The organism is Bacillus sp. SD075, from assembly GCF_017355165.1.
In the GTDB taxonomy this organism is placed as follows: domain Bacteria; phylum Bacillota; class Bacilli; order Bacillales; family DSM-1321; genus Peribacillus.
The window spans coordinates 1-12,861 of record NZ_JADILK010000018.1; the positions used below are offsets into that span (position 1 = coordinate 1).

A 12,861-nucleotide genomic window follows, 5' to 3' on the forward strand; every position below is an offset into this window, starting at 1 on the left:
CCTTGGCCGCTGCCGCTGCCTTTTGCTTCGCTATGTCTTCCTTTTCACTCATCTATATCACCCGCTTTCCGGTTTTCGCCTCGTAACGGATTTTTTCTTTTAATTTATTGATCCCATAAATGAGCGCAGCTGGGTTTGGGGGACAACCCGGTATATATACATCGACAGGTACAATTTGATCTACACCCTTGACCACTGAGTAAGAGTGGACATAAGGCCCGCCAGCAGTTGCACAGGATCCCATTGCAATAACCCATTTTGGTTCTGGCATTTGTTCGTATAGTCTGCTTATTATGGGAGCCATTTTTTTCGTTACTGTTCCTGAAACAATCATGACATCAGATTGTCTGGGTGATGTCCGAAAAAATGAACCAAATCGGTCCAAATCATAATGTGAGGAGCCGACACCCATCATTTCAATTGCACAACATGCCAAACCGAAAGTCATTGGCCAGAGTGAGTTACTTCTAGCCCATCCTTTTATTTGTTCAAGTGTGGATAAAAAAATACTATGGCGCATCTCTTCCATTTCTTTAGGGGTAAGTTCATCCAGCTTCAATTCCACTTTAACACCTTCTTTTTCCATGCGTAGATTAGCCCTAGCATAAGGATCAGGACAAAAAACAGCATTTCAATCAATGCAAACAGCCCGAGTTCATCATAGGCTACCGCCCATGGGTAAAGAAAAACCGTTTCAACGTCAAATATGACGAACATCAATCCAAATAGATAGTACCTGACATTGAATTGAACCCTTGAATCCTGAAAAGGTTCGATTCCACTTTCATAAGTCGTATACTTCATATCTGTCGGTTTATACGGCCTTAGCAGTCGACCAAGAAATAAAGCAATCACAGGTAATAAAATGCCTAGACAAAGGAAAACAAATACAATTAAATAATTATTTTGGTAAATATGCAGCTGTCCCATGTTCATCTCCCTTTATGGATAAATCATGTTAAATGGATGCAATTTAATTTTGCTTGTCTTCTTTTTGGATACCGTTTTAAATATTATGCAGGGTAACATTCTTTTAGAAGTAACGTGAAAGGAGGGGGTATGAAGCAATAGATGTAAGCGTATACATTATAACATTAGGTTAAAAGCATGTCGACGAGTTAAGGATTAATATGGAAAATACTTTACTCTATAATTCGACCTTTTTTTCCTAATTCCGATATTTGTGTCAATACTATTCAAAAACCTTTTGGATAAAAAAACACCTGATCCTACCACGAATGGTTTGATCAGGTGTCCCTTCATTTAAAGTTATTACATTTCTGCAATTTGGATACGGTTGATTGCACGTTTAAGCGCTAAATCAGCTCTTTTGGCATCATTTGATCCATCATTGTTCTGCAATCTTTGTTCAGCACGGGCTTTTGCTGCTTGAGCACGTGCAAGATCGATAGTTTCAGCTCTTTCAGCAGATTGAGCCAAAATGGTTACCACATCAGGGCGAACTTCTAAGAAGCCACCATTTACAGCTACATAGTCTGTGTTGCTTCCATTTTTAAGACGGACAGCACCAATGGTAAGCGGGGCTACAGTTGGAACGTGTCCAGCCATGATTCCCAGCTCACCGCTTTTAGCTTTAGTGCTTACCATTTCAACTTCTGCATCATATACTGGGCCATCGGGAGTAACAACATTGACTTTAATGGTCTTCATTTCATTCCCTCCTAGGTCCCTTTAATTAAGCCATTTCTTTTGCTTTAGCAATAACTTCTTCGATGCGGCCAACTAGACGGAAAGCATCTTCAGGAAGTTCGTCATATTTTCCAGCTAGGATATCTTTGAATCCTTGGACTGTTTCTTTAACTGGTACATAAGATCCTTTTTGACCAGTGAATTGTTCAGCCACGTGGAAGTTTTGTGACAAGAAGTTTTGAATTCTACGAGCACGGGCAACGATTACTTTTTCGTCTTCGCTTAATTCGTCCATACCCAAGATGGCAATAATATCTTGAAGTTCTTTATATTTCTGTAATGTTGATTGAACTTGACGAGCCACTTTATAGTGCTCAGCGCCAACGACTTCTGGGCTAAGGGCACGAGAAGAAGACGCCAATGGATCAACTGCAGGGTAAATACCCATTTCAGAAAGCTTACGCTCAAGGTTAGTTGTTGCATCCAAGTGAGCGAAAGTTGTAGCTGGAGCCGGATCCGTATAGTCATCGGCAGGTACATAGATCGCTTGAATGGATGTAACAGAACCTTTATTTGTTGAAGTGATACGTTCTTGTAATTGACCCATTTCAGTAGCAAGCGTTGGTTGGTAACCAACCGCTGAAGGCATACGTCCTAATAGGGCAGAAACCTCAGAACCTGCTTGTGTGAAACGGAAGATGTTATCGATGAAGAAAAGAACGTCTTGTCCTTGTTCGTCACGGAAATATTCAGCCATTGTCAAACCGCTTAGGGCAACACGCATACGTGCACCTGGTGGCTCGTTCATTTGTCCGAATACCATCGCCGTTTTCTTAATAACACCAGAATCAGTCATCTCGTAGAAAAGGTCATTCCCTTCACGAGTACGCTCACCTACACCAGCGAATACTGAGATACCGCCGTGCTCTTGTGCGATGTTATTGATTAGTTCTTGGATAAGTACAGTTTTACCAACACCGGCTCCACCGAAGAGACCGATTTTACCACCTTTGATGTAAGGTGCAAGTAAATCTACTACTTTAATACCCGTTTCAAGGATTTCAACAGATGTTGATAATTCCTCGAATGTTGGTGCTTGTCTGTGAATTGGATCACGACGCACCTCTGCTGTAAGTGGTTCAAATAAGTCAATGTTTTCCCCTAATACATTGAAAACACGGCCTAGAGTAACTTCACCTACAGGTACTGAAATTGGAGCTCCTGTATCAACAGTCTCTGCACCACGAGTTAAACCATCCGTGGAAGACATTGCTACAGTACGAACTGTATTATCACCTAGTTGAAGGGCCACTTCAAGAGTTAGTCCTGTACCAGACGCTGTATTTTCGATTCTTAACGCGTTATAGATCTTAGGAAGTTGTCCGTCTTCGAATTTCACGTCAACAACCGGACCCATAACTTGAGTAACGCGTCCTATATTCATCGTTTTCCCTCCTAACGTTGCTTATAACGACTATCGAGTTTATGGAACGGCCAAGCTTCGTCCGGGCCGACCGCCCCTTTAATGATTTTATTCTAAAGCTGCTGCACCGCCGACAATCTCTGTAATTTCTTGAGTGATCGCTGCCTGACGTGCACGGTTATATTGTAATGAAAGTGAGTCGATCAACTCTTTTGCATTATCGGTCGCATTTTTCATTGCAGTCATACGTGCAGAGTGCTCACTTGCTTTACCATCTAATAAAGCACCATAAATTAAACTTTCTGCGTATTGAGGCAGTAATACCTCAAGAATTTCTTCTGCATTCGGTTCAAATTCATAAGAAGTCAATGTTGCATTGGAAGTATTGAAGTCAGCTAACGGAAGGACTTGCTTTTCCGTTACATCCTGCTGGATTGGGCTGACATAATGGTTATAGTACATATAAAGCTCATCACACAGCTCATTCAGATATAAATTCACTGTCGACTTTGCAAGGGAGCTAATGTCAGCGAAAGACGGCTGATCAGGAACCCCAGTTACTTCAAGCTCTACGTGCATGTTACGGCTGACAAAGAAATCACGGCCAACCCTTCCGATTGCGATAATGACGAACTCATCATTGGATTTATGGCGTTCAAGAATGGTTTTATGAACGTGGCGAAGGATGCTACTATTGTATGCCCCAGCCAATCCACGGTCCGATGTGATTACCAAGTAACCGGTTTTCTTAACTGGACGTGAAGTAAGCATTGGATGCGATGCATCCGTGCTTCCGTTCGCAATACTGGATACCACTTCTTGAATTTTTTCCATATATGGAACGTATGCTTTAGCATTAGCTTCCGCACGGTTCATTTTAGAAGCAGATACCATCTGCATCGCTTTTGTAATTTGACTCGTCTTTTTCGTTGAAGTAATCCGAGACTTAATATCGCGTAAAGAGGCCATTCATTCTCACCACCCTTTATAAATTAGTTAGACCTTTATTATTCAGAAATAACGAAGTTCTTTTTGAATTCGTTAATTGCAGCAACGATAGCAGCGTCTTCAGGAAGACCTTTAGTTGTGCGAATGTGATCTAATAATTCCGGATGAGAACGATCTAGGAACACATAGTATTCTTCTTCAAAACGAAGGATATCCGATACAGGAATATCATCTAAATGACCTTTAGTCAATGCATAGAAAATCATGACTTGTTTTTCTACTTTGATCGGTTTGTTTAGATCTTGCTTAAGGACTTCAACTGTACGAGCACCACGGTTAAGTTTTGCTTGTGTAGCAGCATCAAGGTCAGAACCGAATTGAGAGAATGCTTCCAATTCACGGTATGAAGCCAAGTCAAGACGTAATGTACCGGCAACTTTTTTCATCGCTTTAATTTGTGCAGATCCACCAACACGGGATACGGATAGACCAGCGTTAATCGCAGGACGTACACCTGAGAAGAACAAATCGGATTGCAAGAAGATTTGTCCATCTGTGATGGAAATTACGTTTGTTGGAATGTAAGCAGAGATGTCGCCTGCTTGTGTTTCAACAAATGGAAGCGCAGTGATTGAACCGGCACCTAAAGTGTCATTCAATTTTGCTGCACGCTCAAGTAAACGGGAGTGCAAGTAGAATACATCCCCTGGGAATGCTTCACGACCTGGAGGACGGCGAAGTAGCAAGGAAAGTTCACGGTATGCAGATGCTTGTTTAGAAAGATCATCATAAACCACAAGAACGTGCTTGCCAGCGAACATGAACTCTTCACCCATAGTTACACCAGCATATGGAGCTAGGTATAAAAGTGGTGCTGGTTGAGAAGCTGATGCAGATACAACGATTGTGTAATCCAAAGCACCATTTTTACGTAGTGTTTCAACAGTTCCACGAACCGTTGATTCTTTTTGACCGATAGCGACATAGATACAGATCATATCTTGGTCAGCTTGGTTAAGAATTGTATCGATTGCAACTGATGTTTTACCAGTTTGACGGTCACCGATGATTAACTCACGTTGTCCACGACCGATTGGAACCAATGCATCGATTGCTTTAATCCCTGTTTGTAATGGCTCATGAACAGATTTACGGTCCATTACACCTGTTGCAGGGCTTTCGATTGGACGAGTTTTTGTCGTAGCGATCGGGCCAAGGCCATCTAATGGTTGTCCAAGCGGATTCACGACACGTCCGATTAATTCTTCTCCAACTGGCACTTCCATGATACGGCCAGTACGGCGTACTTCACTGCCTTCTTTAATGTCTCTGAATGGTCCAAGAATAACAACACCTACGTTATTTTGCTCTAGGTTTTGTGCTAATCCCATTGACCCATTGGAAAATTCTAAGAGCTCCCCAGACATTGCATTATCTAAACCATGAACGCGTGCGATACCATCACCAACAGTGATAACCGTACCAACATCGCTTACTTTAATTTCCGACTGATAGTTTTCAATCTGCTTTTTAATCAGCGCACTGATTTCTTCAGCTTTGATGCTCATGAATTTCACCCCTATCTGTGAATATTAACCTAATAGTTGTTTGTTAAGGCGATCTAACTTACCGCTAATCGTCCCGTCATAAATGCGGTTACCGATTTGTAATTTGATGCCGCCAAGGATATTGCTATCCGTAATATTAGTAATGCGTAAATTTCTTTTGCCGATTTTTGCTGCAAAAGATGAAGACACAGCTTCCACTTCCGTTTCAGTCAATGGACGTACTGTATAGACCGTTGCATCAGCTACTGAGTTTTCTTCATTCGCAAGTTCAATGAACTCTTGTGCCATTGCTGTCACTTCATCTGTACGATGACGCTCCACCATCAGCATCACAGTGTTTTGAACGGAAGAAGAAAGGCTTGCAAATGCATTTGCAATCAAAGCGCCTTTTGCACCTTTAGTCATTTTAGGATGAGCCAGGAAGCTTAATAGCTCATTATCTTTTGTAAAAACTTCATTCACTATGCGAAGCTCTTCTTCAAGTTGGTTAATGAGATTTTGCTCTTTCGCAATTTGGAAAAGGGCAACGGCATAACGCTTTGCTACTGTTATATCGCTCATTTCCCTTCTCCTGCCTCTTGAATGTAGTCATTAATCAATTGTTCTTGATCTGCTTCGGATAGTTCTTTTTCTATTACTTTAGAAGCAATAAGTACGGATAAAGATGCCACTTGCTCGCGTAATGCCGTAATGGCTTTTTCTTTTTCCTGTACGATTTCACGCTTAGCCGTTTCTTTGACGCGTTCAGCTTCAAGACGTGCATGATTCACGATCTCTTCACGCTGTGCTTCACCTTGAAGTTTTGCGTTTTCTATAAGTTGTCCCGCTTCAGTGCGAGATTGTTTTACGATTTCACGTTGTTCTTCTAAATATTTAAGTGCTTCTTGTCTGCTAGCTTCAGCTGCTTGAATTTCATTTGCAACATGTTCTTCACGTTGAGTCATGATGCCCATTAGAGGACCCCATGCAAATTTCTTCAGCAACGCTAACAAAATGATAAACATTACTAATTGGTATAACATGTCTCCGCCATTAAAGCCATGAGACGTTGACCCAAGTACAAAGCTGCTTGTTAACACGCTTGGTTCACTCCCTTCACGAGTTTCACTTCTTAAAGCGTTCATTATATGAACTTTAGAAAACTATGCTCTTAAACTGTATAAAAACAGGATTGTGGACATAAAGGAAAGGCGAAGGTTCACATGGAACGAACTTCGCCATTTTTGAACTTTTTGAAGGTTCTATTAACCACCATATACCATAAACGCAATTACTACCGCGATGATAGGCATCGCCTCAACTAAACCTACCCCGATGAACATTGTTGTTTGAAGCATACCGCGAGCTTCTGGTTGACGAGCGATACCTTCTACTGTTCTTGAAACGATAAGACCATTACCAATACCTGCACCTAGTGCTGCCAAACCAATTGCAATTGCTGCTGCAAGAAGACCTACTGAACCTGTCATTATAAATATCCTCCTTAGATTGTATCAAAATTTATTATTTTTTTAGTTCTAAATGAACTTATAATTAATGGTCGTCACTGACTTTATGAGACAGATAAACCATTGTTAACGTGACAAAGATAAACGCTTGGATACTACCGACGAAAATACTATAGCCTTGCCATACTAATGTAGGCACAATTGCACCAATAAATCCGGCAGCTCCACTAAATGCCAGGGTGCCCGCTAATAGACTCAGCAAAACTTCACCAGCATAAATGTTACCATATAGACGCAGACCAAGTGTCAAGGAGTTTGTAAATTCCTCTACAAGTGTCATTGGGTTTTTATAAGCTTTAAAGTAACCCTTGGCGCCTTTCATTTTTATAGCATAATAATGCGTTAAACCTAAAACCATGACTGCAAGAGTCAATGTGATAACTGGGTCGGCTGTTGGTGATTTCCACCAAAGCACTCCATCGTAACTAATTGCAAACGGAAGACCTAGCATATTGGACACAAAAATGTACATTAGCAAAGTCATACCAAGCAGTTGAAACTGACCACCTGTTCTCCAGTCCATGTTACTATTAATAATACCCTTAACGAAATCCATAATCCATTCCATGAAATTCTGCATGCCGGTTGGCTTCATGGCAATCTTACGTGTACCAAGCACAGCAAGTATGAACACAACTAGACTGGCAACTGTAATCATTAGGACGTTACTCAAGTTAAAGGTAAGACCCATAAATTCTTGTAAGGGTGCTTCATGATTCAACTATATTCACCTCTCTTCCCCGCTATCGACGTATTAATTGGATGAAAAAATCTATAAAAATGACAATATAAGCTGTCATTAATCCCCATACAACACTTATCAGATGAAAATGCTCCGGAAATTCCAATGCAATGAGTACCGCTAGACCTGCGGATGCCATTCGTGTCATCGTCCCAAGAGATTTCGTTTTCTTTCCTTCATCGAGCGCCTGACTGAACTTTTTCATTTTCTGATTGATCAGCCATAAATTGTATAAACTCAAACTCGTACCCAGTATAAGCCCAGCAAAAACGGCTTGATAACTCGTAAGTCCCCATCCAACAACATAAACCGCCAGAAGAAAAATTATATATTTACTCTGCCTGTTGAACATGATTTTCATTTCTGGCATTTTTCATTTAATCTCCTGAGAAATATTTTCGTACTGAATGAAGCATTGCTTGTAAACCTAGCAAGTCCACAAAGAAGGCCAATTACTAATAGCAGCGGTTCGAATCTAGGTTCTGACGAGTAAAAGAATATACCGAGCAAAACTGATCCGACTATTTGAGAAAGAATCGCTGACATCAAAGTCAGAGCCATTTTAGACGGCGATCATTTGACGTAAGTTGCATCCTCGCGGTTGAATTTGGTGGAGGATAGAAAACATTTCATGCTGTAAAAATCTGCATGCCGGGCTCCTGAAAACCCTCTCATTTTACATCCTTAGTTAGCATACAATAGGCAAGAATCATTGTCAATGAGTGGTTAGTGAAATTTGTCACAGGTTTGTAATTATTAACGAATTGTTCACAAATTATCTTTTTTATACTATTGACATCCTTTTTATTTTACTTATTGTCCTCTGTTCACTCAATAAGTAACGTCTTTTCTATCCGATCTTCCCTTCCGCCCCTTCTCGCAAAGATTATTGCTTTATATACTCCTTTAGGCGGCAAGTTCTTTTTTAATACATCTTTTTTGATCAAACCGGAAGGTGCCGATCTCGACCAGTCCAAATATCCAGCGAATTTCAGGCTATCTTCCTCATAAAGAGCAATACCGAATTCTTCAGCCCCTCGCGGAAGGTACATTTCGTATCGATATGTGCCTTTCCGGTCCCCTTGTCCAAAGTCAAATCCCATAATCCTTGGATAATCTGGCTCCTCTTTTACATATAAATAAGGAAGGGATATTCTTTTGGTTCCTTCCATTATAAGAAGATATCCATCAAAGACTCCCTTTTTAAGCTCCGCTGGGTTGACTTGCAGCCCCACTTTAATCTTTTTCTTTTCCTTCGGATTCAAAGTAAGGGATTTTGGCAATTCCCAAGTCAGTCCCGTCTCTTTTAACGGGACCATAAAGGAATACTTCCTCTTTTTCGTTCCGGTATTTTCGATGATTATCGTTTCATGATGCTCTTCTATTCCTTCTTTTTTTGTATACATTCCAAAGGACAATGAGCTTGGATTCAAGAGCGTGTCCGCTTTTAATGCTTCGTCTATCTGGATGCGTCCAGCCCCCTGTTCATACGTGTGATACAATTGATTTACGGATTTCTTCAATGGCTTGGAAGTGCTCATCAATGCAGATTTCACTTGATCAGGAGTCCATTCCGGGTGTTTTTGCAAGATTAAGGCGCATGCTCCCGCAACATGCGGCGCGGACATACTTGTTCCATCCAGTGACATATATCCTTTTGGAATGGTACTTTCAATTTCCACCCCAGGTGCCAATACGTCAGGCTTTATTCCCCATGATACGGTCACCGGTCCCCTTGAGCTAAAATCTGCGAGCCTATCCTGCTCGTTCTTATAAACAAATTGAACGGTTTTGCTCTGCCCTTGCTCCATGATTTGCTTAAGCTGCAATCCATCTCTTCTATTAATAGAAGCAGCTGGGATATTCGTTGCTTTTTCCAGGCTTCCAGTAAAGGTTCCACTCGTATTATTATAAACAATCACCCCTTTTGCACCTGCCTTTTCTGCATTGGATACTTTCTGCTGGAAGGTAAGTGTCCCACGTTCCATCAAAACAATCTTATCCCTAACATGTTTCAGGTCTTTTTCATAACCCAGTCCTCCATATATGACATCCTCGGAAAACGTCAGGTTCCATTTTTCGGAGCCTTGAAACAAGGTTAAATGCGATTGATACTTTTTCGATCCAAGGCCGTAAATCATATACGGAACCCTTAAGGGAGGAGTCGATGCCCCGACGGAAATCGCTTTTTCCGCTGTTCCGGGTGAGCCTACGGTCCATACAGCCGGACCGGAATTCCCGTTTGATGTCACGGCAACAATGCCGCTTTCCACAGCCTTATTTAACGCAAGGGAGATAGGTAAATCAGGACCATTGACGTTATTACCAAGAGAGAGATTCAATACATCCACCTTATCCTTCATGGCTGACTCAATAGCCTTCAAGACTTGATCTGTATCACCTGCACCACCTGGACCCAAAGCCCGATATGCGTAAATCTCTGCTTCTGGTGCAACGCCTTTCATTTTTCCATTGGCTGCAATGATGCCCGCCACATGAGTACCATGTAATGTATCCAAGTCGCCTTGATTTTTGGTTTCCATCGGATCTTCATCACCATCGACCAGATCCTTCCCTCCTTTATAAGCACGTTGCAAATCCGGATGTGTATAATCGATACCGGTATCGATTACCCCTACTTTTACCCCTTTCCCGGTGATCCGGTGATTCTCCTTATCAAAGAAACCCCTGACCCTGCCTCCTCCTATGTATGGGACACTTTTATCCAACACGGCATGATAACTGGATATTTCTGTTACAGCCTGAATCTCATCCTCCTTTTTGAGTTGTTCTATTTCATTCATTTTCCCATGAAGGGAAAATCCATTCAGGGCAACCGAATAAACATTCCGTAATTGAAGGGATGGATATTTTTCAAGAAATTTTTCGATCTTTTTTCGTTGAAACGCCTTATCCATCGTGACAACAACCGTTACTTCTTTAGATTCAGATAGATTTGGTAAAGGCGGCAGAATGACCGATGCCACTCCCTTTTCATTTTGATAAATAAATATAAAAAGGAAAACTAACACAATGAACGTTTTCTTTCCCAACATAATCATCCCCTTAGCAATTATCTTTTCTCAACAACCTTGGAGTATGCAAAAAAAAGGAAAAGCGCGTGGCTTTTCCTTTTTTAAGAGTCAAATCTAGTTGGCGGCATATTTACTTGCTTAAAATAGTAACGGATGGCTTCCGCTATGCGGACCGAAGCATTTCCGTCCCCATATGGATTTGAAGCTTTGGACATTTTGTCGTGCACCTTTTGATCGGTGAGCAATTCATGTGCCAAATTATAGATGGTTTGTTCATCAGTACCCGCCAATCTTAAGGTTCCAGCCGCAATCCCCTCAGGGCGCTCGGTCGTATCCCTTAAGACCAGTACAGGAACACCAAGTGACGGTGCCTCTTCCTGGATTCCTCCAGAATCAGTCAAAATCAGATAGGCTCTTGAAGCGAAGTTATGGAAATCCAAAACATCAAGCGGTTCGATCAGATGAATCCTCGGATCGTCCCCGAGAATTTCATTAGCCAATTCCTGAACAAGCGGATTTAAATGAACTGGATATACCACTTGAACGTCATCATGTTCCGCAATGATTCTCTTTACGGCCCTGAAGATATTCCTCATGGGTTCCCCTAGATTTTCCCTGCGATGGGCGGTAAGCAGAATGAGTCTGTCTTCTCCAAGCCCATTTAAAACCGGATGGGAATAAGTGGACCGTACAGTCGTTTTTAAAGCATCGGTTGCTGTATTTCCCGTCACGAAGATATTATCCTTCTTGTTTTCGTTCAGCAGATTCCCCTCCGCTTTCGAAGTCGGCGCAAAATGCAAATCCGCCATCGTACCGGTAAGCTGCCGATTCATCTCTTCCGGATAAGGGGAATACTTATTCCATGTACGCAGCCCCGCTTCTACATGCCCAATGACAATTTGATTATAAAAAGCTGCCAGACTTGCGACAAACGTTGTGGTTGTGTCACCGTGCACAAGAACAATATCAGGCTGAGCTTCCTTCATTACGGAATCAAGACCATTTAATGCTCTTGTTGTAATATCAGCAAGCGTTTGCCTTTCCTTCATTATGTCCAAGTCATAGTCTGGCTGTATGGAAAATAATTCGAGAACTTGATCTAACATTTGGCGATGCTGAGCCGTAACAGCAACGATCGGCTTGAAATATTCTGGGTGTTTTTGAAATTCGAGTACTAAGGGAGCCATTTTGACAGCTTCTGGTCTCGTTCCGAAAATGGTCATGACTTTTATCGGTTTGTTCATTCGTGACACCTCAGTTTCTTCCTTCCTTATTTTGTGCCGAATAAACGATCTCCTGCGTCTCCAAGACCTGGAACGATATAACCATGTTCATTCAGTTTTTCATCAAGACCCGCAATATAAATATCAACATCAGGATGGGCTTCTTTTAATGCTTCTACTCCCTCTGGGGCTGCAATCAAACACATGAATTTAATATTGACTGCACCGCGCTTTTTAATGGAATGGATCGCTTCGATGGCTGAACCGCCAGTGGCTAACATCGGGTCAACGACAATGCATTCCCTTTCTGCCAAATCACTTGGCATTTTCGCATAATATTCAACCGGTTTCAATGTTTCAGGATCACGGTAAAGACCAACATGTCCGACCTTTGCAGCAGGAATCAGCTTAATGATTCCATCTACCATCCCTATGCCTGCACGTAAAATCGGGACGATTCCCACTTTTTTACCAGAAAGCATTTTCACTTTCGCTGTGCTTACAGGTGTTTGGATTTCCACCTCTTCCAGCGGCATATCCCTCGTGATTTCAAATGCCATCAATGATGCAACTTCATCCACTAGTTCCCGGAATTCTTTTGTTCCTGTATTTATATCACGTATATAGGCTAATTTGTGTTGAATTAACGGGTGATCGAAAACATAAACTTTTCCCATTTAGCATCTCTCCAATTCCATTGCTTAGTTTTGCGCTCTTTTATGATTTCCCTAATCGAATAGAAAAATTTTCGTGTCTTTTAAAAT

Annotated in this window: 14 protein-coding genes; all 14 read right to left on the reverse strand. The window is 41.6% G+C overall.

Annotated elements, in window-relative coordinates; translation table 11 throughout:
- Positions 1 to 52: 52 nt before the first annotated feature.
- Positions 53 to 586 carry a NuoB/complex I 20 kDa subunit family protein gene (locus tag IOC57_RS13815; RefSeq protein ID WP_094246609.1) on the reverse strand — a complete coding sequence of 178 codons (534 nt, stop codon included), beginning with the start codon at positions 584 to 586 and terminating at the stop codon, positions 53 to 55.
- The gene (locus tag IOC57_RS13820) at positions 556 to 930 is read right to left on the reverse strand and encodes an NADH-quinone oxidoreductase subunit A (protein ID WP_076368347.1); all 375 of its coding nucleotides are present in this window, start codon (positions 928 to 930) and stop codon (positions 556 to 558) included. Before IOC57_RS13820 ends, IOC57_RS13815 begins: the two co-directional genes overlap by 31 nt.
- A 342-nt stretch (positions 931 to 1,272) precedes the next feature.
- A complete protein-coding gene (locus tag IOC57_RS13825) occupies positions 1,273 to 1,671 on the reverse strand; it encodes a F0F1 ATP synthase subunit epsilon (RefSeq protein WP_207439279.1) in 399 nt (132 codons plus the stop codon).
- Positions 1,672 to 1,696: 25 nt separating this feature from the next.
- Entirely contained in the window at positions 1,697 to 3,094 is a 1,398-nt protein-coding gene (atpD, locus tag IOC57_RS13830) for a F0F1 ATP synthase subunit beta (RefSeq protein ID WP_101223832.1), read from the reverse strand.
- Between the two features lie 87 nt (positions 3,095 to 3,181).
- On the reverse strand, positions 3,182 to 4,042 hold the full coding sequence (locus IOC57_RS13835; protein ID WP_207439280.1) for a F0F1 ATP synthase subunit gamma: 861 nt from the start codon (positions 4,040 to 4,042) through the stop codon (positions 3,182 to 3,184).
- A 38-nt stretch (positions 4,043 to 4,080) separates the two neighbouring features.
- Positions 4,081 to 5,589, reverse strand: a complete 1,509-nt coding sequence (gene atpA / locus IOC57_RS13840) for a F0F1 ATP synthase subunit alpha (protein ID WP_048685849.1) — start codon at positions 5,587 to 5,589, stop codon at positions 4,081 to 4,083.
- Positions 5,590 to 5,613: 24 nt separating this feature from the next.
- Positions 5,614 to 6,150, reverse strand: coding sequence for a F0F1 ATP synthase subunit delta (locus IOC57_RS13845; protein ID WP_207439281.1), 537 nt, complete (start codon positions 6,148 to 6,150; stop codon positions 5,614 to 5,616).
- Positions 6,147 to 6,668: a F0F1 ATP synthase subunit B gene (atpF, locus tag IOC57_RS13850; protein WP_207439282.1), complete on the reverse strand. Its 522-nt coding sequence runs from the start codon at positions 6,666 to 6,668 to the stop codon at positions 6,147 to 6,149. Before atpF ends, IOC57_RS13845 begins: the two co-directional genes overlap by 4 nt.
- 165 nt (positions 6,669 to 6,833) lie before the next feature.
- Positions 6,834 to 7,058: a F0F1 ATP synthase subunit C gene (gene atpE / locus IOC57_RS13855; RefSeq protein ID WP_048685857.1), complete on the reverse strand. Its 225-nt coding sequence runs from the start codon at positions 7,056 to 7,058 to the stop codon at positions 6,834 to 6,836.
- 64 nt (positions 7,059 to 7,122) lie between these two features.
- Positions 7,123 to 7,818 carry a F0F1 ATP synthase subunit A gene (atpB, locus tag IOC57_RS13860; RefSeq protein ID WP_207439283.1) on the reverse strand — a complete coding sequence of 232 codons (696 nt, stop codon included), beginning with the start codon at positions 7,816 to 7,818 and terminating at the stop codon, positions 7,123 to 7,125.
- 22 nt (positions 7,819 to 7,840) lie between these two features.
- Positions 7,841 to 8,209, reverse strand: a complete 369-nt coding sequence (locus tag IOC57_RS13865) for an ATP synthase subunit I (protein ID WP_048685860.1) — start codon at positions 8,207 to 8,209, stop codon at positions 7,841 to 7,843.
- Between the two features lie 457 nt (positions 8,210 to 8,666).
- Positions 8,667 to 10,892, reverse strand: a complete 2,226-nt coding sequence (locus IOC57_RS13870) for a S8 family serine peptidase (protein WP_286184854.1) — start codon at positions 10,890 to 10,892, stop codon at positions 8,667 to 8,669.
- Positions 10,893 to 10,975: 83 nt separating this feature from the next.
- Positions 10,976 to 12,118 (reverse strand): non-hydrolyzing UDP-N-acetylglucosamine 2-epimerase, encoded by a 1,143-nt coding sequence (wecB, locus tag IOC57_RS13875; RefSeq protein ID WP_207439284.1) that lies wholly within the window; start codon positions 12,116 to 12,118, stop codon positions 10,976 to 10,978.
- Between the two features lie 26 nt (positions 12,119 to 12,144).
- Positions 12,145 to 12,774: a uracil phosphoribosyltransferase gene (gene upp / locus IOC57_RS13880; protein ID WP_034315825.1), complete on the reverse strand. Its 630-nt coding sequence runs from the start codon at positions 12,772 to 12,774 to the stop codon at positions 12,145 to 12,147.
- Between the last annotated feature and the right edge of the window lie 87 nt (positions 12,775 to 12,861).

Excerpts from the sequence above, each read along its gene's own strand:
- IOC57_RS13815 (WP_094246609.1), bottom strand. The coding sequence starts at position 586 with ATGGAAAAAGAAGGTGTTAAAGTGGAATTGAAGCTGGATGAACTTACC.
- IOC57_RS13820 (WP_076368347.1), bottom strand. The coding sequence starts at position 930 with ATGGGACAGCTGCATATTTACCAAAATAATTATTTAATTGTATTTGTT.
- IOC57_RS13825 (WP_207439279.1), bottom strand. The coding sequence starts at position 1,671 with ATGAAGACCATTAAAGTCAATGTTGTTACTCCCGATGGCCCAGTATAT.
- atpD (WP_101223832.1), bottom strand. The coding sequence starts at position 3,094 with ATGAATATAGGACGCGTTACTCAAGTTATGGGTCCGGTTGTTGACGTG.
- IOC57_RS13835 (WP_207439280.1), bottom strand. The coding sequence starts at position 4,042 with ATGGCCTCTTTACGCGATATTAAGTCTCGGATTACTTCAACGAAAAAG.
- atpA (WP_048685849.1), bottom strand. The coding sequence starts at position 5,589 with ATGAGCATCAAAGCTGAAGAAATCAGTGCGCTGATTAAAAAGCAGATT.
- IOC57_RS13845 (WP_207439281.1), bottom strand. The coding sequence starts at position 6,150 with ATGAGCGATATAACAGTAGCAAAGCGTTATGCCGTTGCCCTTTTCCAA.
- atpE (WP_048685857.1), bottom strand. The coding sequence starts at position 7,058 with ATGACAGGTTCAGTAGGTCTTCTTGCAGCAGCAATTGCAATTGGTTTG.
- IOC57_RS13865 (WP_048685860.1), bottom strand. The coding sequence starts at position 8,209 with ATGCCAGAAATGAAAATCATGTTCAACAGGCAGAGTAAATATATAATT.
- wecB (WP_207439284.1), bottom strand. The coding sequence starts at position 12,118 with ATGAACAAACCGATAAAAGTCATGACCATTTTCGGAACGAGACCAGAA.
- upp (WP_034315825.1), bottom strand. The coding sequence starts at position 12,774 with ATGGGAAAAGTTTATGTTTTCGATCACCCGTTAATTCAACACAAATTA.